This window comes from Marinobacter profundi, from assembly GCF_002744715.1.
GTDB lineage: Bacteria > Pseudomonadota > Gammaproteobacteria > Pseudomonadales > Oleiphilaceae > Marinobacter > Marinobacter profundi.
The window spans coordinates 154,350-181,344 of record NZ_KZ319368.1 but is presented as its reverse complement, the minus strand read 5'-3'; the positions used below and the strand labels follow the sequence as shown (position 1 = coordinate 181,344).

19 protein-coding genes are annotated in these 26,995 nt (G+C 50.2%); 12 read left to right on the top strand and 7 right to left on the bottom strand.

Annotated features, from left to right (window positions below):
- The 8 genes from CLH61_RS03775 to CLH61_RS03745 all read left to right on the top strand — a co-directional run bounded on the left by CLH61_RS03775 (window position 1) and on the right by CLH61_RS03745 (window position 8,601).
- Window positions 1-678, top strand: coding sequence for an FkbM family methyltransferase (locus tag CLH61_RS03775; protein WP_099613384.1), 678 nt, complete (start codon window positions 1-3; stop codon window positions 676-678).
- Between the two features lie 10 nt (window positions 679-688).
- On the top strand, window positions 689-1,819 hold the full coding sequence (locus CLH61_RS03770; RefSeq protein WP_228152515.1) for a glycosyltransferase: 1,131 nt from the start codon (window positions 689-691) through the stop codon (window positions 1,817-1,819).
- Window positions 1,816-2,931, top strand: a complete 1,116-nt coding sequence (locus CLH61_RS03765; RefSeq protein WP_099613383.1) for a glycosyltransferase — start codon at window positions 1,816-1,818, stop codon at window positions 2,929-2,931. The genes CLH61_RS03770 and CLH61_RS03765 overlap by 4 nt, the downstream gene beginning before the upstream one ends.
- Complete coding sequence (locus tag CLH61_RS03760) at window positions 2,928-4,268, top strand: phenylacetate--CoA ligase family protein (protein WP_099613382.1); 1,341 nt, start codon at window positions 2,928-2,930, stop codon at window positions 4,266-4,268. Before CLH61_RS03765 ends, CLH61_RS03760 begins: the two co-directional genes overlap by 4 nt.
- Window positions 4,269-4,271: 3 nt before the next feature.
- Complete coding sequence (locus CLH61_RS03755) at window positions 4,272-5,165, top strand: glycosyltransferase family 2 protein (RefSeq protein ID WP_099613381.1); 894 nt, start codon at window positions 4,272-4,274, stop codon at window positions 5,163-5,165.
- Between the two features lie 12 nt (window positions 5,166-5,177).
- Window positions 5,178-6,173, top strand: coding sequence for a polysaccharide deacetylase family protein (locus tag CLH61_RS03750; protein ID WP_099613380.1), 996 nt, complete (start codon window positions 5,178-5,180; stop codon window positions 6,171-6,173).
- A gap of 162 nt (window positions 6,174-6,335) precedes the next feature.
- The gene (locus CLH61_RS18285; protein WP_170003595.1) at window positions 6,336-7,493 is read left to right on the top strand and encodes a phenylacetate--CoA ligase family protein; all 1,158 of its coding nucleotides are present in this window, start codon (window positions 6,336-6,338) and stop codon (window positions 7,491-7,493) included.
- Complete coding sequence (locus CLH61_RS03745) at window positions 7,486-8,601, top strand: CapA family protein (RefSeq protein WP_170003592.1); 1,116 nt, start codon at window positions 7,486-7,488, stop codon at window positions 8,599-8,601. Before CLH61_RS18285 ends, CLH61_RS03745 begins: the two co-directional genes overlap by 8 nt.
- Before the next feature lie 4 nt (window positions 8,602-8,605).
- On the opposite strand, the gene CLH61_RS03740 is transcribed toward CLH61_RS03745, so the two are convergent.
- Both CLH61_RS03740 and CLH61_RS18280 read right to left on the bottom strand, forming a co-directional pair.
- On the bottom strand, window positions 8,606-9,781 hold the full coding sequence (locus CLH61_RS03740; RefSeq protein ID WP_099613378.1) for a glycosyltransferase family 4 protein: 1,176 nt from the start codon (window positions 9,779-9,781) through the stop codon (window positions 8,606-8,608).
- A 143-nt stretch (window positions 9,782-9,924) separates the two neighbouring features.
- The gene (locus CLH61_RS18280) at window positions 9,925-10,968 is read right to left on the bottom strand and encodes a hypothetical protein (RefSeq protein WP_143752069.1); all 1,044 of its coding nucleotides are present in this window, start codon (window positions 10,966-10,968) and stop codon (window positions 9,925-9,927) included.
- A 470-nt stretch (window positions 10,969-11,438) separates the two neighbouring features.
- On the opposite strand from CLH61_RS18280, the gene CLH61_RS03735 reads away from it, so the two are divergent.
- Entirely contained in the window at window positions 11,439-12,626 is a 1,188-nt protein-coding gene (locus tag CLH61_RS03735; protein WP_099613377.1) for a glycosyltransferase family 4 protein, read from the top strand.
- Window positions 12,623-13,993, top strand: coding sequence for an O-antigen ligase family protein (locus tag CLH61_RS03730; protein ID WP_099613376.1), 1,371 nt, complete (start codon window positions 12,623-12,625; stop codon window positions 13,991-13,993). Before CLH61_RS03735 ends, CLH61_RS03730 begins: the two co-directional genes overlap by 4 nt.
- Here the strand turns inward: CLH61_RS03730 and CLH61_RS03725 are convergent, their stop codons facing one another.
- The 4 genes from CLH61_RS03725 to CLH61_RS03710 all read right to left on the bottom strand — a co-directional run bounded on the left by CLH61_RS03725 (window position 13,994) and on the right by CLH61_RS03710 (window position 22,346).
- Window positions 13,994-14,959, bottom strand: a complete 966-nt coding sequence (locus CLH61_RS03725) for a glycosyltransferase family 2 protein (protein ID WP_099613375.1) — start codon at window positions 14,957-14,959, stop codon at window positions 13,994-13,996.
- Between the two features lie 35 nt (window positions 14,960-14,994).
- Window positions 14,995-16,473, bottom strand: coding sequence for a lipopolysaccharide biosynthesis protein (locus CLH61_RS03720; RefSeq protein ID WP_143752066.1), 1,479 nt, complete (start codon window positions 16,471-16,473; stop codon window positions 14,995-14,997).
- 43 nt (window positions 16,474-16,516) lie between these two features.
- Entirely contained in the window at window positions 16,517-17,503 is a 987-nt protein-coding gene (locus tag CLH61_RS03715; protein ID WP_170003586.1) for a glycosyltransferase family 2 protein, read from the bottom strand.
- A 154-nt stretch (window positions 17,504-17,657) separates the two neighbouring features.
- Window positions 17,658-22,346 carry a Kelch repeat-containing protein gene (locus tag CLH61_RS03710; protein ID WP_099613372.1) on the bottom strand — a complete coding sequence of 1,563 codons (4,689 nt, stop codon included), beginning with the start codon at window positions 22,344-22,346 and terminating at the stop codon, window positions 17,658-17,660.
- Between CLH61_RS03710 and CLH61_RS03705 the strand changes: the two genes are divergently transcribed.
- Together CLH61_RS03705 and xrt are read left to right on the top strand one after the other, a co-directional pair.
- On the top strand, window positions 22,345-23,328 hold the full coding sequence (locus CLH61_RS03705) for a GNAT family N-acetyltransferase (RefSeq protein ID WP_099613696.1): 984 nt from the start codon (window positions 22,345-22,347) through the stop codon (window positions 23,326-23,328). The genes CLH61_RS03710 and CLH61_RS03705 overlap by 2 nt on opposite strands.
- Entirely contained in the window at window positions 23,309-24,841 is a 1,533-nt protein-coding gene (gene xrt, locus CLH61_RS03700) for an exosortase (protein ID WP_099613371.1), read from the top strand. Before CLH61_RS03705 ends, xrt begins: the two co-directional genes overlap by 20 nt.
- Window positions 24,842-24,894: 53 nt before the next feature.
- Here xrt and CLH61_RS03695 read toward each other — a convergent pair whose 3' ends face one another.
- Window positions 24,895-26,922: a PA14 domain-containing protein gene (locus CLH61_RS03695; protein ID WP_099613370.1), complete on the bottom strand. Its 2,028-nt coding sequence runs from the start codon at window positions 26,920-26,922 to the stop codon at window positions 24,895-24,897.
- Window positions 26,923-26,995: the final 73 nt, after the last annotated feature.

Genomic DNA, 26,995 nt, shown 5'->3' with positions numbered 1-26,995 from the left:
ATGGGCATGTTGAGGGAACAAGCAAAGCGTTTACCCAAGGGAGTAGTACGCCTTTTAAAGATTAACTACTACCGCCGGCAGATCAGAAAGGGGGAATTCCGTTCGGAAGAGCTCGAGTACGACGTCCTGAAAAACATTATCCCGCCAGGGGCAAAAGTCGTCGATATCGGAGCAAACGTCGGCTATTACACGCTTCTCTTTTCCAGTTTGGTGGGCTCAAAGGGGCGCGTAATTGCGTTTGAACCAATACCGGAAACATTCGACCTGCTGTCGAACAATGTCACGGCCAGTGCCGCTCAGAATGTCACGTTGGTTAACGGCGCAGTATCAACTGATACACAGGAAGTGGACTTCACAATTCCGGAAGAGAATCTCTTTCAATCCCATATGGTTCCGGAAGGTGACATTCATGTGATGTCGTTCCCCTTGCGTAGTTTTCTGCCTGAAAGCTGGAGCCTGGATTTTCTGAAGATCGATGCCGAAGGGTGTGATGAAGAGATCATCAAAAGTTCGATTGGGGTCATCAATGCCCATCGCCCCTTTGTAATGGCCGAGCTTTCACAAGAGAAAGCCTGGGCGCTGGTAGGTGTGCTTGAGAATTACAGCCTCAGGTTTATCGAGGGATCTCACAACAAATTTTTTGTTCCCGGTGAAAAGCTGGACTTGTTTCCTCTGTAGGACCGCAATTTTGGAACTCAAAGTGTTGCACCTTATCGACAGTGGCGGGCTTTACGGGGCAGAGAAGATGCTACTTGCCTTGGCCGAGGAACAAATGAACCGTGGTATATCCCCGCTGATCTTGAGTGCCGGGGAGATGGGCCAGTCTGAAAAGCCACTCGAAAGCGAAGCACGGGCGCGAGGTATTCCAGTTGTTAACTGGCGGATGAAATCGGGTTTTAACCTTATGGGGGCGAGGGAAATATATCAATGGGCCCAGGCCGAAGGGTTCCAACTGATGCATTCTCACGGCTACAAATTCAACGTTTTGATGGGACTTTGGCCGGAAGCAATACGAAAGATTCCGCTGGTTACGACGCTTCATGGATACGTTCGAGCGCCCAGATTCACCAAGGCATGGCTCTATGAGTTGGTAGACCGGCTGGTTCTTGGACAAATGAGAAAGGTGGTAATGGTTTCAGGTGCAATGAAAACACAGGTTCCAACCGCGATCGCTAACTCCTCTCGTACGTGTGTTATCCCCAACGGGCTGGATCCCGCATCCATTCGACGACGATCTTCAGAACCTTTGCGGGAGACCCTGACCTCATTCTTTGAACGTCACAAGCCCGTCATTCTCGGTGTTGGCAGGTTATCCCGTGAAAAAGGATTTGATCGCTTGGTGGATGCCTTTGCCGAGATTCGCGAAGTATTCCCCGGATCCGGTCTCCTGATTGTTGGTGAAGGCCAGCAGAGGGAAGCCCTCGAGAACCGAATAGCGGACCTGGACCTACGAGAAGCTGTGTTGATGCCAGGCTACCTGGAGAATGTTCCTGCGATCATGCAACGTTGTGATGTTCTGTGCATTCCCTCTTTCACCGAGGGGTTGCCGATAACCTTGCTGGAGGCGATGACAGTGGGACTTCCAATTGTTGCGTCCGATGTTGGCGAAATCCGAGCGGTACTGGGTGACGGCCTGGGGGGAAGAGTATTACGGATTGATGCGACCCAATCGCTGACAAAAGAGCTCACAGAGGTACTTGCGGATACCATCAATGTGAGTGAGCAAGTCACGTGGTCGACGCAGCGCATCAGCCAGAATTATTCAAGTCGAGCAATGGCCGAGAAATACTTGCAGATCTACCAGCAGGTTCTGGCATGAAACTCGCCATCATCATGGACCGCTACGACAACCCTTACGCCGGCACCGAAAGCCAGGTACTCAAGCTGCTGGAAGGCCTGCAGGAAAAAGGGTGGGACGTACGCTTCGCGGTCTTCAGGGAGACCGATTACAGCAGGAGCGATGCTTTCCCGGTTGAAATAGAACACCTGGGTGTTGCCAGTATTTCCAATCCCCGCAGCTGGTGGACGGTCTACCGCTATGCCCGCGGTCTGGCAGAGGATGGCTACCGGGTTGTGCATGTTTTTTTCAACGACGCTTCCGTGATCTGCCCACCCATGATGCGCCTCGCGGGTGTCAAATCCCTGATATCCCGGCGTGATATGGGGTTCTGGTACTCGGGACTTTACCTGAGAGCGCTGAGGCTGACGGACCGGTTTGTCCATGGCGTGGTCTGCAATAGCAAGGCGGTGGCTGAAATTACAGCGCGGCTTGAAGGTGTGCCTGAATCCAAGCTTCACGTCATTTACAACGGCTACCCAAACGACATTCAAACCGATGCGTCCAACCAGGATGAGTTAACGAGCTTGGCCGCACAGGAGCAACCTTGCGTCATAGGCATCGTTGCCAACCTGCGGCCCATCAAGCGCATTGGCGATCTGATCGAAGCCGTGGCACGGCTCAACGAGTTAGGCCGCAACGTGGAACTGCGGGTTGTGGGCGGCGGCGATCAGGCGCCTTATCTCCAAATTGCAGAGCAGTTGGGCATTGCTCATCTGGTGAGATTTCTCGGAAGCCAGCCGGAGCCGGAGCGCTATATCAGTGAGTTCGATATTGCCGCGCTCTGCTCTGAAACCGAGGGATTCTCCAACGCCATCATCGAGTATCTGCGCTGCGGAAAGCCTGTCGTTTGCAGTAACACTGGCGGTAACCCGGAAATCATCGCCGAGGGCGTAAATGGCTATCTGTACGATGTTGGAGATGTCACCTCATTAGCGGATCGACTCCTTACCCTGGTTGACGACCCGATCAAGCGAGAAACCATGGGGCGAGCTAACAGGGAGCAAATGTTTGGGCGTTACTCGCTGGAAGCAATGCTGAATCAACACATCCGACTGTATCAAAACGTTGAACCAAGGGTGGCCGAAGCATGATGGAGTCACTGTCCCGCCACCTATTCTACCCTCTGTGGGACATCAAAGACCGCAGCCAGCGGCTGAGAGAATGGCAGGCACTCGAGAAACAACAATGGTGGCCCACTGATCGTCTGCGAATGCTGCAGTGGGAGCGACTGCAGAAGCTGCTGGCTTATGCAGCTGAACACAGCCCTTTTTACCGGGATCTATTCCACGCCCACGGAATATCGCCGGCCACATTCCAGAATCACGATGACCTGCTGCGGATTCCGGTCACCACCAAATCGGATATCCGAAACAACCTGGATCGGTTCATAAGCGATGAATTCGATCGAGCCCAACTGGTAAGCGCAAAAACGGGCGGCTCAACCGGCGTCTCCTTGCAGTTGTTCTTCGACGAAGCCTGCCAGGAACGCAGAAACGCAGCTCAGCTGCTGGCGGATCGTTGGTCAGGGTGGGATCTGGGAATGAAAAAAGCTGCCGTGTGGGGCAATCCACCGGTCGCGGAGACCTTGAAACAGAAGCTTCGCCATCACCTGCTGGACCGCACGATCTACCTGGACACCATGAACCTCAACAACACCACCATGGGCGATTTCGTTCAGCGTTGGCGAGAGGAGCAACCCGGAGCCGTGTTCGGACACGCCCATTCAATTTTTATCTTTGCCTGCTACCTCCGCGATCAGGGCATAACCGACCTCAGACCCAAGGGAATTGTGGCCACCTCAATGATGTTGCTGGACCACGAACGCAAGGTGATTGAACAGGTGTTCGATTGCGCAGTAACCAACCGCTATGGCTGTGAAGAGGTGGGGCTGATTGCGTGTGAGTGTGAGCGACACGATGGCATGCATCTCAATATTCCCCATGTGTACGTGGAGTTTTTGGACGGTGATAACAAACCGGTCAAACCTGGTGAGCCGGGGAAGATCGTGGTGACGGACCTTAATAATTTTGCGATGCCGCTCATTCGGTATCGAGTGGAGGATGTCGGGGTATACCGCGAGAGGGCATGTAGTTGTGGCCGTGGGCTACCCATCCTCGAACGCCTTGAGGGGAGGGTGGCTGATTTTCTGAAGCTTCCTGATGGGGGGCAGGTCGCCGGCATATCATTGGTGGAACGGACCCTTACGAAAGTCCCGGGCATTGAGCAGATGCAGCTTATTCAGGAAAGCGAACAAGAGGTTGTAATTAACCGAGTAAGGGGCAGGGATTACAACGAACAAACCGACTTTGAACTGCGAGGCGCTATGACTGGCGTCTTTGGGGAAAAGACTAAGGTGACCATTAGGGATGTAACGCGAATTGAACAAGACCCTTCCGGAAAATATCGGTTTTCGATATGCAGGATTTAGCCTATGGACCGTGAACCGCTGGTAAGCGTCGTTATTGCAACGTACAACATGGGGCAGTATCTCCCGGAAGCAATTGATTCAGTGTTGTTTCAAACATGGAAAAACCTCGAAATTATTGTTGTAGATGACGGGTCTACCGATGATACACCCCGAAAAATGAAGAGTTTCGCTGATAATAGTCGGGTGCGCTATATATCAACGGAAAATAGAGGTCAGCCTAGGGCAAAAAATCGCGGCATACATGAAGCTGCTGGAGAATTTATTGCCTTTTGTGATGCAGACGATCTGTGGACCCCCGATAAGCTGCAATTACAGATGGAATACTTTTCCGATCCCGGAGTCGGCGTTGTGTATAGCGACGTCTCCTACATTGACAACCTCGGAAGTCCCTTAATTAAAGCGCAGCCGTATAAGCGGCATAGCGGGAACGTCACAAAGCATTTAATAATAAAGAATTTCGTCCCATTCGGAACAGCCGTCATACGTAAGTCCTGCGTCGATAACGATGGTTGCTTTGACGAAAATCTACCAATGGGGATCGATTGGGATTTATGGTTGAGATATTCAATAAACTGGAAATTCCTCTATGTTCCGCGGAGAACCTATAAATACAGAGTATGGCCTGGACAAATGTCGCGAAACTATCGAGGGCGATATGAGAATGCCTTCCTTGTCCTTAATAAATTTATTAAAAACAATCCTGAAGCTCTACCAGAACACACATTGGCAAGAGCGAAATCAGATATGTATATCAGTCGGGGTATGCATATCGCTGCTGCAGAAAATGCATTTTCAGAGCCTTTAAAAGATATAATTACAGGAATGAAGTATGATTGGAGATATACCTTTGGATGGAAGAGTCTTGCGAAGCTTCTGTTAAATAGAGCTCGGTCTTAGAAGTCGTCAGATATGAATAAAAGAATTAATAAAATTATATATCTATTGACTCGCAATATAGGTGGGTTTTCCGTTTCGCGGTATCTGACAAGGAAACACCCTCGTATATTTATGTATCACCGAATCTCAAGAGATGGCGATCACGGAAAGTTGTCAGCAGAGCAGTTTAGATCACAGGTTAGGCTTATAAAAAAATCTTTTAGCCTTCTTTCGATGGACCAGCTAATTCATCTCAGTGACCGAGGTGAAGTACCAAATTACTCTGCAGTAATAACTTTTGACGATGGCTATCATGATTTCCTTGATTATGCATTTCCAATATTGAAAGAGGAGAACGCTCCGGCAACGCTGTTTGTTACGACGGGCTTTATTAACAATGATATCTGGTTATGGCCTGACCAGTTAAAGTATGTTTTGCAGAAAGTGCCGAAAGGTTTCCGGATTGATGTTCCAGGAATGTCGGATAAATATATTTTGTGCGATGATGGACTTCAGGCGTGGGATCGGATAGCAGATTACTGTCTGTCAATATCAAATGATGAAAAGTTGAGATTAATTGATTCGGTTTTTTCCCAGGCTGGAATCAAGAAGCCTGAAAAACCTCCTGCTGAATATCGGCCACTGAGTTGGGGGGAAATAAGTGGTATGGTTTCTGAAGGATTAGAGGTTGGGAGCCACTCACATAGTCACCCCATTCTGACAAAGCTAAGTCGTGCTCAATTGCGGGCCGAACTAATATTATCAAAGAGTTTAATAGAAAAGAATCTCAATTTGTCCCCTAAGTCATTCTGTTATCCCAATGGACGAAGTATAGATATAAATTCAGAGATAAAGTCTGAAGTGGCTATAGCGGGGTATGAGTTTGCTTTGGCGGCTTACACAAGCAAAGATCCGCTGTCTGATCGTTGGGAAGTGACGCGATATGCTGCATCGACAGATAGTGAGCAATTTGAAAAGAATTTATATGGAATGACCTATCTTAGTTCTGCATTGAAGTTTTATATTTAGATTCCATTTACCTAATATATAAATCTAGAAACAAGTGGTATCAGAGGTTGGTTTGTGGGAAGGTTACTCCGGAATTTAAGATATTATCTCACTAAAACTACTTATAAGGTCATGGGGCTTAATATTGATCGTTATCGTAAGATCGTCGATAAATATTGGAGCATGAATGAAGTATCCAGGAACGAAATTCTTAACCAAGAGCTGATCGCGAAGGCAAATCATGATAATTCAACTAATATTATTTTAAGACTGGAAGATATAAGATCTGCCCCTGTAATGGGCAAGGAAATATTTTCGAAACGGGACCTATCTTCAAGGGGTTCTTTAAGGAAGGGGTTTTCACGACATACGTCAGGAACAACAGGAAAACCTACTTTCATCACACTTTCTAGTAATGAACTTGAGAGAATGTTAGCCGTTAGGGAGTACTGTTTCAATCATCATGGAATAAGTCTGGGCCACAGAGAAGCAAGAATATGGGGGCGAGGGAACGCCGATATTAAAGGAAAACTAAAGAATTTCTTATTGAATCGTAAATTGTTCACGCCTGAGGGAGAAAACTCACATCAGGTTGTTAAAAGATTGATAGCATGGTGTCCGGACTATGTTTATGGTTACTCATCATTAGTTATAGAGGCGTCCAAGGCGTTATCTGAATTGAAGTTGAGCCCAAAGGGAATAAAATGTGTTATTTGCACTGCAGAGAATATAACTCCTTTCCAAAAAGCTATGGTTTCGGAAGCGTTTAATTGTCCGGTAATTGAAGAATATGGGTCTACAGAATTTGACGTCATAGCATTTGACTGTCGAATGGGGCACCGACATCTCGTGAATCCATGGCTTGTCGTAGAAGAGTCTGATGATGGTTGCCTAGTTACTGATATATCCAGAGCGTCACAAGGACTTGTTAGGTACAAATTAGGTGACATCATAAAATTACAATCCGAGAACTGCGGAACTTTTGGAAGTAAATCAGTGATTACAGGAATTGAGGGGCGTTCAGCTAATCAATTTGTGTTTTCAAAAAATGGTGAACGCTTTCATAGTGTTGAGTTCGCTTATATTTTTGACAGATATCTCAGAGAGCGAAATGAATACTTCAATTTCCAGGTTATTCAGGAAAAAGCTGGAAAAGTGTTAATAACTACGGACCCTTCGCCGAAGCTTGGTACTGAGGATCTTTGTAGTTATCTGAAGAAAGCTCTCTATGACAAAGTTAACTTAGATATTGATGCAGAGTATATTTTTGATCTCGATGAAAATATCGTTGCAAAGAAAAAGAGCTATTTTATTCAGCGTCTGGCGCAGAAAAATGACTGATAAAACCATATCTGAAAGCACCTTGAAAATTTCTGCGGTAGGCGATATTTCCTTAGGTGACCACCCTGTTTGTGCCGGTCACGGAATGCGAAGTATTTTTTCTCGGCATCTAGATAAGGTGATTTCAGACGTTTCCAGTCACTTAAGGAAATCCGAGATAACTATTGGTAATTTAGAAACTGTTACCTCAGACAAAGGCCTAAAAAAATATTGGCTTCCATCTTACGAGATGCGTGGAAATCCCGCGCATCTTAGTTTGTTAAAGAAGGCTGGTATTAATCTGCTAGGTGTAGCAAATAATCATTCCATGCAGCATGGAGTGGACGCATTTAATGATATGTTAATTGAGCTCGAGGATTCTGGAATTCCGTCAATTGGTGTTGATGATGGCAAGGGTATAACTAAACCTTATATACATAAGCATGGTGATGGAAATGAAAGCTTCATTTTTGCAGTATCTACACGACCGGAAGAGTGGGTAGACGGGCTTGTTCCCTATAGTTTGCGTTCAGATCCGAAGTCTTTATTAGAGGAAGTAAAAAAATTACGAGCTAGTTGTTCCGGATTTTTGATATGCTCAATTCACTGGGGATTGGAGTTCCTCGACTATCCGAGTTTGGACCAAGTTCAGTTAGCACACAACCTTATTGATAATGGTGTAGACGTTGTCTTTGGTCATCATTCGCACGTTTTACAGCCAGTTGAACGTTATAAAAATGGTTTGATTTTTTACTCGTTGGGAAATTTTATCTTTGATCTCTGGTCTAGAAAGACCAAGTACTCCATTATAGCGAATGTTGTACTTTCCAAAAAGGATGAGCCCAGATTTGATTATGTTCCGGTAATTGTGAATGAAAACGGCTGTGTCCGGACTGCATCAGGGAATGAAACAAAAACTATCGATGGGCTTTTATCATGGCAACGCTATCTGGATCACGATTATGTGCATTTATCTAAAGAAGAATATACGCAACGATACCGTAATGAAGAAAATAAATTCAGGTATTCGAGCTACCGTTATTTCATTAGGAACTCTTATAAATATCCGTTAATATTCCTATTTCAGTCAGTGTTTAGAACATTGATTAGGAGGCTGTCTGGAAATTAACGGCTTACTGAACTGCCTTGATTAGGCGTTCTATATCTTTTTGCCAATTATACTTTTCTAAGATCGCCTGATAGCCTTTCTTACCTAAGTCTTCTCTTACATTAGAATCCCTAAGTTGAGCTAATTTTAAAGCAATATCGAAAGGATCCTGGTCTATACAGATGATCCCACAACCAGTTTCGTTTATTATACGTTCAATAGGAATTACCGGCGTCGCTAAGACTGGTATACCGGCAAGCATATAATCAAATATCTTATTCGGTATCGTGTTGTTCCAATGGCCACAAACTCTGTAAGTTAGCGCACCAACATTTGATTCTTGCATTAACCTATCGACGTCGCTTTGGTCCAGCCATCCATGAATTCTTACGGATGATGTTACATTCAATTGCTCGCATAGTTCTATTAGGTTGTTTTTCTCTCCACCAGTACCAACAATATCTACTTGAATATCATCAGAAGAATGTCCATTTTTAATAAATTCTGATACTGCCCGAATAAGAATGTCCAGGCCGCGAAGTTTTGTTAGAAAGCCAACGTAAACGATCTTCAGTCTTGTTCCCGAGTGGTGGTGTAAAATTCCCTGGAATTTATTTAAGAATGGGGTGTTACTAACAATTGTGATCCTATCTGCGGGCGCTCCAATCTTGGTTGCTCTCACCTTGGATTCTTCAATCATGACTAGTGTCTGATCAACGTTTCTTAGTGATGATTTTTCATACCTGGCTGCGAGCTTTGGATTCTTGATTAGTCCTTCCAAAAAAGAGGGCTTAGAAAATTTCTGAGATGATGCATACATCTCAGGATAGCATTCAGCCATATCAAAAATTAATTTTGCCTTTACCAATTTGGCTACAATGACTCCCGAATATACTAAAGGAAGGTCTCTAACAATGATAATACCTCCTTTTAGATTTCGGCTATTTTTATATATTGAGTATATCCAAATCGGGTTAAACCATACTGGAAAGTTGACCAATCTTTGCATGAAGGGTGGCAAAAAATGTGTCCGTGGCAGACGCGAAACAAATATATTATCAATAACTTCATTCTGTTTGTTCTGCTTTTTATTCTGACACGTAATCGTAACGTCGTACCCATTTTCAGATAAGGCTTTCGCCAGTTTCTCGACTCTTACGTCCCATGGATAATCCTCCTTGTAAACGATATTGCATCTCATCTTTTCGCGTCTTTCCCTTTACATCCAGCTGAAGAAATAGGTGTGATTCGTCTAGGCACGTTAGCCCAGAAATTATTGGATTGTATCCAAAAAATCTGACAATAGCCAAATTATGGTTCGTATAAATATCTTAGCGTACTATTCTATTCTATCGTAATGGATTGAACTTGACTTGGGCATTTTTCGCAAAGCTGGAATCCATTAGCGTTCACGCTTCCATTGTTATCAATTACGTAGAGATATAGGGAAGAGCTGGCCTTATGAGCGTATAGATTGAAGGTTACATCAATTGACTGATCAGACCACGAATTTACATTCAGAACCTCACGATGGCTCGTTGGGTTCCAAGTAGGCGAGTCTGATATTTCAACTCTGGCTTGGGTTTCTGAAACGTAAATGTCAGTCATTCGAAACGAATAGTTCGAATAATTTTCATTTATACTGGGGTCAAATCCAACGAGAGCAACAGTTAAACCACGGTATGTTGGTGATTTTTTGAAATCGTTGAGCTTATGTTTCACATCACCGTTAAGGCTGGCTGTTATCGTGCCCGCGTCAGCATCCGCGTAGATTTCAAGGTGGTTCCAGGTTCCTGGTTCTGGCTGAGTAGTAGCCCAACTTGTTGGAGGAACATATCCCAAGTCAAGAACATCGTAGATCATATGCATTTGAGTCCACGAAATGCGCGTATTGTTCCCGCTGGAGTCATCCCAGATTCGCAAGAACTTATTTGATCCCCCTTGGTCAACCGATTGTGAAGGTTTATACCACCATGAAACATAAAGAGTCATAGTTTCAGTATCTTGCATGGATCGCGGCCACCCGAGGTAAGATTTTACTCTTCCCTCATAGACTGCTTTGCTATCCGGTGTGCGAAGATCACCGCTGCGGGCTATAGTTATTGGGTTACCATAGATATTGGTGTTGTGAGTCCATGGACCTTTATCCTCTGGGACAACTGAACCATCTGACAGCGTGGAGAACTCCGTTTGGTTGTCAACATGATCGTAAAGAGCTGGAATAGCATTGACCGACGAGAAATTATTACCAGAAATTGAGAGCTTAGAACCATTTAGGAGTTGCCCTTCTACGGATTGAATCTGAGGCTCCGCAAGGCATATTGAGCTTAACCCGGCAGACATAACTGAGAGCATGAAGTATCGTGAAATATTATCGTTAATCGTCATCGAACACCTCGATGTTGGGCGTATATTTGGAAAAGGCGTTATGCTCAACTTCTAGCAATTCTTAAGTTATTTTACACCAAAGGGAGGAATTCTTTTTGATCCTTTTGGCATAAGGAGCGTGAGCTAAAGGATTATGGGAATTATCGGGGCTCTGAATAAGTTTTTTAAGCTGGTGATGATGCGTTCGACCTCATTGAAATCAGCGACAGCTTAGAAGGAGTCGTTTTACCATGAATCAGATTGCCCTCTTCAGACCCAGTAACTAGAAACTGAAATTGAAGACACAATGGGACCTTTAATGGGAACGTGTTGGCTAGCTGGCTCTTTTGGAGCGGTTGGAGGATAGGGCGATCCACTATCATCAGAGCATCAGAGCATCAGAGCATCAGAGCATCAGAGCATCAGAGCATCAGAGCATCAGAGCACCAGAGCACCAGAGCACCAGGGCGGCTGACCTCCTTTGCTGCGAAATGGTATGTCGAACTAGCATATACAGGGATGGGAATGAAGTGGGCGATAATAGAATTCCGGAGAGACAGGCTGACAAACGCCGCATACTTCTAGTAGTGCGTTGGCCTGTCGGTGGGATAAGGACCTTTTTAAAGTATGTCATTTCTGATTTTCCCTCTGACGGGTACCGCTTTTCTGTGGTAGGAACATGTACCGAGGGTATGACTGCTCTTAGGTCCGAGCTTGGTGACCGAGTGGATAATTGGATTCTAGTCCCCGATTGCGGAAACGAAGCTCTTAACATTTCGATCGCTATTTGTAGGCTTCATAGGAAACAAACTTTTGATGCGGTTCACGCGCACGGCTTTACATCTGCGGTTGCGTGCCTGCCACTTGGCTTAACCTCCCGCTCCACGATGATCTGTACGTCCCATGACATAATTAATGAAAGCCAATTCGAAGGGCCTAAAGGCTTTCTTCGGCGAATGGTGCTTGCGGTTGCGCTTGGAAGATGTAAGTCAGTTCATTCAGTATCACGAGACGCAGAATCAAACCTTTTATCCTATTTTCCATTTCTTAGAGGGAAAAGCATTACAATTAAAAATGGTGTAGATGTCCGCCTCTTTCGAAATTGTGAGCGTACAGAATTGCATGGAATGTATGGACTGAATCCATCCGTTAAGATCATTGGTTTCTTCGGCCGGTTTATGGGGCAAAAAGGATTCAAGTATTTGGTCGCGGCAATTGAAATACTGAGGAGCGATAGTGGGTCGCCGGACGTCCATGTTTTGTGTTTCGGATCTGGTGCTTTCATCAGAGAGGAGCAGGAGGAAATAAGGCGTAAAGGGTTGGAATCATATTTCACATTTGTGCCTTTTACACCTGACGTGTCTGGTGTAATGAAGGGATGTGACCTTATTGCTATGCCGTCATTATGGGAGGCCTGCCCATTGCAGCCAATGGAAGCTCTTTGCGCCGGAGTGCCATTTATAGGAAGTAATTGCATCGGTCTTTCAGAGGTTTTGGAAGGAACTCCTGCATTGCAGTCGGTCGCTGGAGACTCCAAAAGTTTGGCTACCGGTATTCTTCAGAGCCTCGAAAGAGGGAGGGAGCCGTTCGAAAAATTTGCACCGGTGGCGGCGGAAAGGTTTGATGTCAGGAAAACGGCTCTGAACATCTACGAACTTTATGAAAAGGTGATTGGATGAACTCCTATGCTTTAGGACACAACGATTCCGCTAGCCGTCGCCGGATCGGTAAGGAGACTCAGTTTGCGTTTGGTTTATATCTAATTTATCTGGTTAGTTTTTTTATCCGATTGCCTGCGAGGTTGCCAATCTTGGGGGTTATCCGTTTTGATCTCATTTTAGTGGTGTTGATTTCATATTTTATTTTTGCCAATAAATCAACTTCCCAGCCAAAGTTCGATTCTGCCTCAAGATATTTGCTGGCAATCATCGTATATTCCGCCCTAACACTTCCATTGGTCGAGTGGCCTGGGTCAGTGATCAATATCGGCATGATTGCCTTTATTAAAGGAGCGATATTTTATTTTTTTACCGTGAACTTAGTGGTTAACCAAACTCGTGTAAAAGTAATTCTAGCGGTGTTCGTAGGTTGCAATTTGATTCGAATTATAGAACCTCTAGTCCTAAATTTAACAACGGGTTATCTGGGGTCAGCTACTCATTTGGGTGGGGGCAATTTTGCTGGACGGCTTGCCGGTGCTCCAGTAGATGTCATCAATCCTAATGGGTTAGCATTTTTGATCGCTACAGTTATCCCATTTCTCCATTATGTCTTCGCCCCAACCAATAGAAAGACATTTTTACTCTACTTACTCGTGATTCCAATTTTTTTGTACACTATGGGTTTGACGTTGTCCCGGTCAGGAATACTCGCTCTAGGGATTATCGGATTCGGAATATGGTGGAAGAGCGCGCATAAATTCTTGTTGTTAGTTATCGGTATAGTTGGTATCACAGTTATATTTTTTAACCTTACCGATGTACAGAAGGATCGTTATCTCTCTATCGTTAGTAGCGACGCACGTCAATCTGCATCAGCGCAAGGCCGGATTGAAGGCTGGTCGGAGGACTTCAAGGTCGCGATGAATCGCCCGATCATTGGCCACGGATTGGGCACTTCGCGAGAAGCAAATTGGAACGTGGCGGGTAAAGATCAGATCTCTCATATTTTGTGGATGGAAATCTGGCAGGAGATTGGGTTGATAGGACTGGTTCTGTTTATTCTGTATCTTTCTGCAATGATCAGGAACTTCCGAGAAGCTTCGAAGCTTATCAAAGAAAAACTCTCTACCGATGACTTTTTATATCGAAGTTGTCAGGCAATGCAGGTCTGGCTTTTGATGAACCTGTTATTTAGTTTGGCCAGTTACGGGCTTAAGAGCTACGAATGGTATCTTTTTGGTGGGCTTTCGGTAGTTTTGTTGAAGGTTGCACGGATGAGGGTCGCGGAGTTGTCGGAAAATGAGGGTAATAAGAAACTAGACAAGCAATTAGTGGTTCAACCGAGCTGGCGTTTCGGCTTGGCCCGCCGGATAAACCGGTTGTGATCACCGAATTTGTTTGTTTGAGTTAGTGGCCAGTTTTGCAGAGTTCAGAAGAATCTTAACTCCTTGCCGTACGTCGTGTTTTAGGTTTTCTGAAGACGTGGGCGGAAATGTTTGTGAGTAAAGTTTCAGCGCGTTTTTCAGTTGACCTTTATTCACCAGGCATGCCTGCAGTTTGCGACGGTAACTCTGGACTCTTGCTTCTAGCCGCGCTTTCAGGTTTTCAATTGGCTCACACTCGATTAATTTGAGGCGACTGCTTATCAGGTTAATAAGCATTCGCTCATTATCGCCGCTCATATTCAGATCGTGCAGGCGTCGTTCGAAGCCGACGGTCCTGGATACGACCACGTCACCCATTAGCGCGGCTCGATAGATGAGGTGGAAATCCTCACAGGCCCTCAAGGACTCGTCGAATCCACCCAGTGCCCGGAGGACTTCACTGCGGTACAAGGGTGCAGATGCGATGGTGAAGTTTTCATCAATTAGTATGTCCCGGCACGTAAGTGAGAGCACCAGCACATTGTCTCCGCCGGTTGATTCGAGGTGGTTGATGAGCCGGGCGCACGTGGAAAAGTGGTCAGCCGAGCGGCCCGCATCAGAGAAATTTCGGTAATTGGTAATGCTCATAACCGCTTGCGGAGCTCGATTAAGTGTTTCAACCTGGCTGGCTATCTTTTGGGGAAGCATGATGTCGTCTGCATCGAAGAACGTTACCAGGCTACCTTTGGCTTTTTTGAGTCCATGGTTGCGGGGTGCGGCGCAGCTCCCGCTGTTCTCCTGATGTATATACTGAATCCGGGGAGCGTAGGCTTGAACAATAGCAGCGGTGGAATCGGTGGAGCCATCGTCCACTACGATGACCTCCAGATTTCGATATGTCTGGCCCAGGATGCTATCCAGGGTTTCTGCGATGAAATCGGCCGCGTTGAAGGCGGGGATTATTACCGAAACTAACGGATTTTCCACAGTAGATTCCTTCCACTATCTGAAATTTCTGATTTTTAGATCAGGTACTTTAGTTTCTTGCCCGGTATCAGCTTTCGCAGCTCGGTTCTTTCTGAGGGAGAAAAAGCAAGCTTCATACCTGCTGCAGCGCAGATAAAAGACATAACAATCGACGATACGATGATCTCTGGGTAACTCGTAACCTGGGCACTGCTCCGGACCCAAATGAAAGTGATCACCAATGGAACGCAGATGGCAATAAGTGGTCTGGCCATGCAAAGGTAATAGTCCTTCACGGGCATTTCGATGGCTCGGCAGGCGAACAGGGGTAGAACAAAAAGTCTCAACAACAGGAGAGGGATCATGGTGCCGAGCGCTACTCCGATCAGCCCTAAGTATTGGACGAGAATCAGGCTCAGCATGAGGTTGAAGATCACCTCCACGATATCGATTTTTGCCACGATGCTGTGTTTATTGGTGGCGTACATTGCTGAATTCAGTGGGTGGTTCGCAAAGCCGATCATTCGGCCCACCAGTAGAATGACCATTACCCAGTATGCATCGCTGTAGTCTGGCCCCATCCATCGGGAAATGAATGCTTGCCCGAAGATTACCAGTCCGCCACCTGCTATGAGAGCAAGTACAAGGTTGATTCGTGTGATAAACAGGAGCTTGGAGTGGAGCTCCTGATTGTTTCCCTGGGCGTGGTAACCGGTAAAAATCGGTACAAACATGTTGGTTGCCTGACCGAGAAACTGGGCAATATAGTCCACGAGCCGAAGTCCGACGGCGTAGTGGGTGACACTTGCAGCTGACAGGAAGCCTGCGACTACAAAATTATCCACGTTATTTCGTAACTGATAGGCGATAGCGATTACGAAGGACCAAGCACTGTATTGAAATAGTTCCCGGCCGGATTCCCATGAAGCTGATTTACGTGAAAATTTTAAGCCGGGGAAGGCGGATTTACAGATGATCAGGTAAAGAACGTTCGAGATTCTCGCAGTAACGAACGTGATAATGGCGAGGGCCAATAAACCATGGCCTTGGGAGATGTACCACCAGGTCAGGCCGGCTCCCAGGAGGGTCATGGCGATCCGGGTCAGGGCTACTTGATGGAAGCGGAGTTTCGCATTCGCCACGCCCGCCAATGCATTGAATGGAAATTCGAGGGCGATGGACGTACCAATTATAAGCACCAGAGTCTGTACCAGATCCTTGTCTGACCCGGTTTCGAAAAACAATCGACTGGAATAGCTCGCGGCAATACTGACCAGGATAATGATCAAGGCAATCACAACGTAGATCACCAAAGCCGTATTGATGATGGAATTGGCCTCTTGGTTGTCTTTCTTTCCGAAAGCACTGCTGACATATCGGGTAACTGCACTGGCCATGCCCATATCAAACAGGTGATAGGCGGCGGCAAGGCTTCCGACGACAGTCCAGATTCCATACCAATGATCCCCCAATTCATGGATGAGGAACGGCATCATGAAGAAGGCGACCAGAATGCTGATGAATGTCTGGGACACTCGCGTTATGGAGCCTTTGAGGAGTGTTGTGGCGGTCGACACGTCAGGCTTCTGCAGATGAATTGCGGTGTTTCAGTTGTTTGAGCTGACTGATTAACGAGGCCGGTAAAAGCGAAAGGCAAAGATAAAAAAGTGCAGGTTGGTCGATTTTCTTTTTAAGGGCCTCAAGGAGCCAGCTTCGCGCCTCTGAGAGTTTGTACTGGGTAAAGCAGGAGTAGCCGGCTTCAAAGTAGTATCTGCGGATCCGCTCATCCAGCAACCGGAGAGCATCAGGGTCGGCAGAGTGGAACTGTTTCATTTTTTCAACGCATGCAATCAGACCCGGTGCCCGTTCTTCGATGTTGCGAAGTGAAATGCTTCCCGAGCGAACGCGATAGTGATGGAATATCCGGGGTAGATAGAGCAAGTCATATTGGTGGGCAATTGATTGCCACATTAGAAAATCATCGGAATTTCGGACTTCCTCATCAAAATAACCAACCGTATCAAAAACCTCCCGCCGTATGGCGACGCCGGAGGTGCCAAGGTAATTAGAGGCTGCCAATCCGCGGAGTGCGGCCCGCGAGGCGATAAGTTGGGCCTGATCAGTTACTGGTCTTTTAGGGAGTTGCTGCAACGTACGGTTTTTTTCCAGAAAACCGGGATCAATGATGGTGCCAGTCTCATCAATACAGGCAAAACCAGTGAATGCGAGGCCAGCTCCGGGGGCAAGCTCCATGCACTGAACGGTAGTGGCCAGTTTGCCGGGTAACATGATGTCATCCGAATCGAAGATAAAGATGATATCTCCTTCGGATTTTCGGATGGCGTTGTTTCTGGGAGAGGCTGGTTTGCCACTGTTGGGTTGATGGAAATACCGGATACGACTATCCCTGAAGCCATGAATAACATCGGCCGTATCATCGGTTGAACCATCGTCTACAATGATCAGCTCAAAGTCATGGAATGACTGGCTGAGAATTGAGTCAATGGTCTCACCAATATAATCCCCGCCATTATAAACCGGGATAATAACGGAAGCTTTTGGCATATGCGTCCTTGCCATTGCGTTTGCTTGATCAAACGCAATCAGTATAGCTGATGTCAGCTTGGGTAAGGTAGGGATGGATGTTCAGGCGGGTGAACGGCCTGGGCAAGTCAGTTTTTTAAATTTTACTTGCCCAGGCTCGTTAAAGTTCGCGCTTTCAGAATCTCAAAGCTTCCATGGAGCTGGTGTAAGAGGATCCTGAAGTTACTCCGCCGCCCATGATATAGAGAGCGCCGTCGACGGTGGCACTGGCGGCGCCGTGTTTCGGAGTTGGAACTTTGGTGATGGACCGCCAGGTATTCGAAAGCGGGTCATACTCCTCATTCTGTTCGAATACTCCAGACGTTGAATTTGAATTGAATTCTCCGCCAGCTACCTGGGCTTTTCCATTGATTACCCCTACGCTCATAGCTCGCCTGCCGGTGGGCATCGGAGTCATTTCGGCCCAGGTGTTGGTTGCGGGGTTAAACATTTCAACGGTTTTCATAGCTTCTTGAATGGTCGTGCCGGTTGCTTCGCGGTGACGCCCACCGAACACGTATATCTTGCCGTTAAGTTGGGCGGAACCCGGATTGTCACGTACGTAGGCCAGTGAGGGGCCAGACTGCCAGCTGTTGGTAGCAGGATTGTATACCTCCACAATCCCCAGCGAGGCACCTTGGGCATTCATGCCACCGATGACATAGATAAGGCCATTCATTGCCTGAGCTGTTGCACCCCCGCGGGCCGTGGGCATGTTGGCCAGCTGGGTCCAGGAGTTATTGGAGGGGTCATAGACAGCTGCACTGCTGACGGCGCCGGAGAATGGTGCGGTAGATCCGCCAAACACATACAGTTTTCCATTCAAGGATACGGCTGCCGGGTTTTCGATCCCGACACCGGGCAGGTTGGCGCCCTGGTTCCAGCTGTTGCTGACCGGATCGTAAATCAGCAAGGTGGTCAGGTGCCCGCTGCTGTTTTTCCCGCCAACCGCATACAGTTTTCCATTAATTTCGGCGCCGGAGGCATCAAGGACTGCCAAGGGAGCGGGAGCTTTCGTATCCCAACAGCCGAGGCTGACCGGACGCAGTGAGGTGAGCTTGCCCCCTCCGAACTGGCCGACAAAAAGAACGCCATCCGGGTTCTTGGTCAGTGGCAACGGATCATTGAAGCCGGTAACAAGTGGTTTTCCGTCAACTGCTGTATCACCTGTGTCGTTGAGGGTAACCAGATAGATGTCATCGCCTACTGAATAGTTGGTGATCAGGAGTTGTCCGTTCAGATATTCGCCGACGCAACCCTCTGCACCGCTGTATTCAATGATGGCATTTGACGATTTGTGTTCACCCAGGTTGAAAAGGAGCGGTTCGTAGTTGGGTAAGGGCGCGACGTTCTGATAGGACCCGTCCTTGAACACGCATTCATCACGATACGGATTTGGATGCCCGTAGTATTTACCTTCCTTGATCAGGAGGAGCAGGTCCGGTTGTGGGCCGGGGTTATGGCCGCCATTCAGGTAGCTCGCGGTATTCCCGAATCCGGTGCACACGGGCTCCGGCTTGGGTGGATAGGTACCGGTTACTCCCAGGCCGTTATCAGTGGCGTACGTGTTGCCGTTTGAGTGGAACACAAAGTCGTAGCTGTTCCGCAAACCGGTGGCATAGGGCACCACATCGCAGGGAGGTGGCCCGTACATGTCAGCGGTATTGGCACAGGTGCCGTCGAACGACGCGGAGAATACATCGGCGACAACGATTGCGGCACTCAACGGTTGCTCTGCCCGATCACCGAATTCTGAGCCAGAGTTGTTCGGGGCGCCTGCGCCGGTGTTACCTCCCACCGCCATGTAGAGCCGGTTATCCGGGCCAAAGTGCAGCGAGTTGAGGGAATGGTTGGCGATGGCCCGGGGAAGTCCGGTGATTCGGTGTTCGACAGTACCAAAGTTAGCGCCGCTCAGACGCGATACCATGCCGGAATTGACCTCACCGTTATCGATCGATGGACTGGAGTGCGCCACCCACAAGTCCACGTTAGCTGCGGTTGCGTTCGGGGATACCGTTATGCCAAGAGTCAGACGGGGGCCAATGCTATTGATCAATGATTCGATGATCTGATCGTCAATAACGTTCATGTTTTCGTCGAATGTCAGCGCGTGGATAGTACCGAACAGTTCAGTGACATACAGGCGGTCATCCGGCCCCCAAACCATCGATGTTGGGAAGCCGATGTTGTAGTCGCTGGTGATGAAATCGACGGCACGCTCGGATGCCAGAGCCCCATCGCCTTCCTTGAGGGTAAACTCGTCGAAAAGATAGGTGATTGGCGTTGAAGCATAGCGGTGTGTCGCGAATATCCCCGTAAAGCTCCTTGTGCCGATTTCCGGGTCAATTCCCGCGGCATCAAAGCTGAAGAATTCGTCGGGAGGCATCAATGTGGCTATGTGTGTCGTAGCGCCACCCTCGATTTTGTAGGTAAGGTCTACACTTTTTGTATAGGGATTAACAATCATCCCGAGGGTGATGTCCGATCCCACCAAGCCTGGGACAGTCAGGTATTTCTCAACAGCGCCCGTCCCGGCAAGTTCCATGAAGTAATGGAGTTGTTCACCTTGCGGAGTGGATGCAATAACGAGTTTGATGTAGTTGTCTTCGTTAAAGCCAAACCACATGCCGGCTTGTTCATAACTGCCGGTGCCGGCAGGTAGATTCAGGATTTCAGTGGAAATCTCGGTGATTTGGTTAGGCGCAGCAAAACCCACTCCCAGCGCGTTGTCCTGGCTATTGACAGCCTTGAAGCTGATGCCCGGGGTCGTTGTGTATTCCAGCACGCCCTGGAAAAAGTTCATGGAAAGATTGTCCTGGATAAAACCGGTACCGCTGCTCGGCTCATCCAGCCAGGTAAACCCGGTGCCCCAGCCGTTGGAGTCCGGGTAGTAACCCTGGCCTTCAGTGAAGGTCAGCTGATAGGGCAGGTCAACCCGCACGGCACTGCAGGGTACCGGGGCGCATTTGTCGGTGCTGGTTAACACCATGGTGACCGGTACGTTGACGGAGGCGCTGCTTGCCGGGGTGATGGTGATCGTTGCTTCATAGGTGCCGGTGGTAAGCCCGCTGCTATCAACCTGAACACTGATGTTTTCCGGTGTGGTACCGCTGGTGGGCGATACCGACAGCCACGGCATGTTGGTGCTCAGGGTGAACGACTCGTTGTCGTTCGCGCTGTGACTGATCGCCAGGGTTTGACTGCCGATCGCTGTATTCGGCTGACCCTGGAACGTCAGGGCGGTGGGTGTGGTGAGGATGCCTTGGGCACCTTCCGTAATGGTCAGGGTATAGGTCAGTTCACCACCGGTGTACCCCGGGGCGCTGGCAGAGAGCTTGCCGGTATAGCTGCCGGCTGCCAGGCCGGAGGAATTCGCCGAGACGGTAACGCTGGCCGGGGTGGTTCCGGAGTTAGCGGTTCCTGACAGCCAGCTGGCAGTCGACGCGATGGAGAAGCTGGCTCCGGAGCCATCACTTGCCGTCAGGGTGACGTTCTCTGAAAGCGTGCCGGGATTATCGATATGGCGGGACCCGGAAAGGCTGGTTTTACTGAATCCGAGGGCAGCGACGTCGTTGGCTACGGTGTAGAACTCGGTAACTTCGTGTTTGCTCCCATCGGAGAGCGTGACGAGGGCGGTTACGGTATGGCTGCCATCGGCCTGTAGGGTGGTGTCAAAGGGCAGCGCGCTGTCGTCCTTGGCCGTGCCGGCCAGGTCATAGGGAGGCAGGTTTTCCCGCTGGTTCGGGCTGCCGGTTTTTTGCGGGTTGTCGATCCAGAACTCGACTCTGGTCATGCCAGCTTGCTGCGGCACGAAAACGTAGATGTCACCCGCGAGGGTGGAACCGTTAAGTCCGGTTGCGCCGGAGCGGTCCGGTGCGGCACTTACCATCAGGCTGTAGCTGCCGCTGGGCGGTGCGACTACCTGAAAGTTAACCGTGAGGTACGCCGTGGTGACCCCGCTGCCGGTGGCCTGGACGGTCGCCGTATACTGGCCGGCACTCAAGCCTGACGGGTTCGCGGTGAGCGTCAGGGATTGCGGCACGGTTCCGGAGGCGGGCTGGACGGTCAGCCAGCTGGCGTTGTCGGAAATTGAAAAGCTCTCACTGCCGCTGGTGGTGGAAGAGAGGCTGACCTGGGCACTTTGTGAGTTCCCCCCGGCCTCGGCAACGAAGTCAATGTTGGTCTGGCTGAAAACGAAGGCCGGTGCGGAGTTGTTGACTGTAAAGGTTGCCGACAGTATTTCGCTGGTACCGTCCGAGTAGGTGGTTCTGGCGTAAACACTGTGCTGGCCGTCCGCGATACTGTTGGTATCAAAGGCATTGGCGGTAAGATCCGCGGCGGTGGTGTTGAAATCGAACGGGGCCAGGTTTTCCGTGACCCTTGGCGGTGCGGGAGGCGTGGTGTCCAGGTAGAACTCAACCTTCTTTACTCCGGTCTCCGGCGCAACAAAAATATAAACAAGGTCATTGAGTTGCGCCCCGCCGAGCGCAATGGGTGCCGTGCGCTGTGGTGAGTTACTCACCTGCAGCGTCGGTGCCCCATAGGCGGCGACGGATGCGAGGAGGAAAATGGATGCCAGCAAGACGCGCAGGGCATGGTGCAGGACACAGCTAACCCGAAACAGCCGCATAATAAATGCCTCCCTTGTAACTCTTATGCAATTCCGTTTTACCGACATCAGAAGCAGCATCATTCCTGCCAGAGCATGACTTCCTGCCGCAATACAATGTGATAAGCTTGAGGCCGTGAGGGTTTCATGAACGGCTTGTAAGAATTTCCGACAGGCCATCCGCCACGCGGTTGAGACAAGGATGACAATGACCATGAGCCTCTTTCAGACAAGGGCCTGGCAGGATGCCTGGTGGAAATTCTGGGGCGACACGCCGGGGTTCCGGCGCATTGACTTATTTCCTGGCGGCAACGATCTATACATCGACCATTACCGGTTGAAAAACGTATTACCGGTCTCCTGCCTGCAGTTTGTCGGTACCAGTTACCGGCGCATTTCCACACCCCGCACCGAGTACAATGGCTTCGACGGGAACCAGCGGCCCCCTCTTGATCGCCTGCAATGGAGTGAGGCAGTCTTCGCCGATATGGTCGATGGCAGTGATGATGTGGCCTGGCTACTCGTTCTCGCCCGGGCGCATGGCTGGCCGGTCCGTCGGGTAGCGACAGACATCGCCTACGCCATCGACACCCTTGGGGATTTTGCGGAGTACCTCGCCAGCCTGGGCAAGGGCACAAGATTACGGTTGTTCAACCGGCGCTCGGTGTTGGAGCAGTGTGGCGACGTGATGATTGACAACTGGTGGCCGGAAAATCCGGACGGTTTTTTTGAGTTGCTGAACCGGTTTCATCTCGAGCGTTGGGGCCAGCCCTGCTTCAATGCAACCAGCACCGCTTTCCACCTGGAGTTTCTCCGCCAGATTGAACAGGAAGGCGGCACTCCGGAGCTCTCGGTGCTTTCGGTGGCTGGCCAGCCCGTATCCGTTCTCTACAATGTGTGGTACCAAAAAACGGTGTATAACCTGCAGGCGGGTTATATCGAGAACCTCCACAAGAAAATCGCCCTCGGCACGCTGCATCTCGGATACAGTATCGAAGCGGCCTTTGCCAACCCCGGTGCCCGGCTCTTTGACATGCTGGCCGGTGGTGGCAAGAACGAGGACTACAAGGCCCGGCTGGCTACCCGGCAACTGCCGTTGGTGTCGCTGATGCTGGTGCGTAATCCGGTTTTCAAGGCGTTGTATTGGCTGAAAGACTTTAGGGACAGGAAACGCGAACATGGAACGTCCGGCGTCTGAAAAAACCGCTCACTGGTTCCTGCCGGTGGCTCTGCTCGCGGCACTGATTGCCGGCATCTGGCCCGCACTGGAGGTGTTGGGCGGCCGCTGGCTCAAGTTTGATGAGTCGTACTCCCACGGCTATCTGGTGCTGCTGGTTAGCCTGTTGCTCAGTATCCGGAAGTGGCGTGCCGTGCGGCCGGTGGCCGGGTGCTATCCATTTTGGCTGATTCCTTTTGCCGCAGCGGCGGCCCTTTACCTGGCGGGCAGCATTTTGTTTGTCGAAGCCTTCCAGCAGGTTGTGATTGTTCCTTTGATGCTGGGTGTGCTGCTGCTGATCTGGGGCTGGCGCCAGGCTTCTGCGTTCTTTTTGCCGGTCGGAATTCTGTTTTTCGCGATACCGGTGTGGGACTACCTGTCCTGGCCGCTGCAGCTGATCACCGTGGCGTTCAACCAGCTTCTGCTGTCATGGCTGGGCATTGAATTCACCGTGGAAGGCGTGTTTGTCTATTTTCCCGGCGTGGGTGCGTTCGAGATTGCCCACGGTTGTTCGGGGCTGAGGTATCTGCTGGTCGGGATGACCCTGGCAACCCTTTACTCCGAGCTTAACTACCAGCGTGTAATCAGCCGCATTTACCTGTTGTGCGCCGCGGTTTTACTGGCTCTGTTAGCTAACTGGATACGGGTGTTTGTCATCATCTATGTGGGCTACGAGTCCAACATGACGTCGTCGCTGATCTGGGAGCATGATTACTTCGGCTGGTGGGTCTTTGCCGGCACTCTGGTGCCGCTGTTTTTCTTTGCCCATCGCCTTGAGCGCAAAGAAGTTGTGCGGGGCACCTCGGATTCGGGCGCCCTGGCTTCGATGGGCTCCGGACTAAGCTCCCGGGGATGGCTGATGGTGATCCCGGTTGTCAGCTTTGGCGCGTTGGCGTGGGCAGCGGAATGGTCGGCTGCTGATGAAAAGTACCGGGGGACAGCCAGCCATAATCTGGAGGTGTTAGCGGCAACGGAATGGTTGCCGCTGTTTCGGGATTCGGTGGCCGGCTGGCAGCCGTCAGTCCGCCGGCCGGATCGCCAGTTTACCGGTGCTTTCCTGGAGCGGGGCAGGCTCGGTAGTGAGGATGGCCGGGAGGAGGTGTTTGTCGGCTTGTATACCTACGACTGGCAGCGGCCGGGAGGCGAGGTTGTCCAGTACGAGAACCACCTCTACGACAGTGAGGTGCTGATCCCGGAGCAGACCTTCGCGGTACCGGCGGGGGATGGCATTGTTCTCGGCGGGTTGAAGTTGCGATATCGCATGAGCGAGACACGGGTATACCTTGCCTACGGTTATTATGTGGAAAGCTTCTGGGAAAGTGAGGAGTTGCGGGCAAAACTGGCCCAGTTACCGGGTATCTTCAACAGCCGCTCGGATGCGTCGTTGCTGGTGATCGGGGTAAGTTGCCAGTCTTGTGACGGCCGCGAGGTTCTTGAGCGGCTGGCACCGTCGGTCAGGCACCGGGCTCAGGTGCATCTGGATTCGCTGTTCTGAATGGAGGTAAGCGCCGGGGACAGACCTTGGGTCTGTCCCCGGGTGGTCGGATGTCAGGGAATGGTCGAAGACACCGGATCTGACGGCGCGCTGGTCAGCCCGTTGGTATCTACCACCCTGATAGTGAAATGCCAGGTTCCTGAGGCCAGTCCGTCAAAGGTGTAGGAGGTTTGCGCACCATCCACGTTGGTGCTCTGGCTCAGGCTGCTGATGTTCTGGCCGTAGTTGATGACGTAATAGTCGATTTCCGACAGCGCAATGGATGAACCGTCCATGCGGGTTGAGGGTGCGGTCCACGACAGCGTCACGGAGCCTTCGCTTGCGGTGGGTGGCGGTGCGCTGGTTTCCGGCTCCGTGGTTGTTGGTTCAGAGACGCTGGTCAGCGTGTAGGGGTGGAGGCCGCTCTCATAGGCTTCGAGATTGGTGATCTGTGAGTTGTTGTTGCTGTCGTCGGCATCTGCCACCCAGGCGTTCAGGCCATAGCTCAGCTCCCAGGTATCGGGGATGCCATCACCGTCCGTATCGGTGGATTGCGGGTTGGTGAGATCCGGTGAGCTGATGGTGTTGGCCGTGACCAGTTTTTCACCGGTGGTCAGGTTGGTTGCCGAGTATTCGGCAACGGCATTACCGACGTTCTCGAAGTACTCCACGGTCAGCCTCAGCTGTTCGCCGGCGGCCAGGGAGCGATCGTAGGTGAAGGTTCGTGGGGCGTGTTCGCTCCAGTCATCAATCACCAGCTGGCCGTTCGCGTACAGACGTACCCCATCATTGGTTCGCACTGTGAACTGGTACTGGTTACTGCCGCTGCTATGGGGCGCTGTAAAGATGCCGTTCCAGCGGATGGAGAACTGATCGGTTGGCAACTCGGGGATCGGTGCGTTTTGTCCCCAGTTGAACGCCACATCCCGGTCAATGGTCGTTGCCTCCAGCTGGTTGAGCTCGCGGCCGGTAAAATACTGCCCAACGAAGCCGGCAACATAGGTCGGTTCGGTGACTTCAGGCTCGGGCTCCGGGGTAGGCTCTGGAGTCGGCTCCGGCTGAGGCTCCGGTGCGGTAACCGGTGCATCTTCGGCGTTGTTGAGTTCGGTGCCGGCAAGGTGTTCGTCCAGGTTACTGTAGCCGTCACCGTCAAGGTCGTAGGACGCATCTTTCTGATCCAGCGGATCAAGTCCGAACGCGTATTCCACCCCGTCCGGAATGCCGTCAGCATCGCTATCCGGGTTGCCCTCTGCGGTGCCGATCAGGAACTCGTCGGCGGCCGCCAGGAAATCACCATCCGGGTCTGAGGTCGCATCCGCGGTATTGTTGGGATCAAGGCCGTGGAGAATCTCCCAGTTGTCGTAGATCCCATCCTGGTCGTTATCCAGCGGCGGGTAATCCGGGTTGAAGCTGAGCCCCTGGGTGCCATCGAGGAAGCCGACGCGGTAGCCCAATGAATAGGCCTCGCCACTGCTGACTGTGTCCTCATAGACGGGCTCACCCCAGGAAAAAAGGTACTGGCTGCCAATGATCTGCTGGCTGACTCCCGGGCCTTCCCAGGCAACTTCAAAGTGATCTCCTCCTGCGCCTTCCTTGTGGCGAAGCTCGAAGTAGTATCGTTTTCCGCCACTAAGAGGAATCAGCCCGGACGTCTGGGAGGCATACTTGGTGTAACTCCCCGGGCTGGAATAGTTGGGGACGGTAGCGATCATCCTTGCATCGGCGGCTTGATCAGAGGTACTTAGCCAGAACTGCGTTTCGTCATCACCGCTTACAAAAAATCGGTAATCACCGCTCGCCGGAGCGGCAATGAATCCGCGGACCAGGCTGCCATAGCTGTCGGCTCTGCCGCCTGGCACCTTGAGCTCGGTGAGATCCGTGACAACATCCGGGTTGTCTGGATATTGAGTCAGTCCGGTGAGATCGGATACGGCGGATCCGGCAATCCCGTCAAAATACCTGACCTCCACCTTACCCGGCTCACTGGCCGCCGGCAGTGCAGCCGTAGGAGGGAGGGAGTCGATGTCACGGTACTGCCAGCTCTGGCAGCCCGTGACAAGTAGAATGGTGCTTCCAAGCCCGATTACCTTGCCGACAGACATACTCAGCCACCTTCCTGGTTAATGAAAGAGTGTGTTAAGTATTGTTTCCGCCTGTAACCCCCGCCACCCGTTA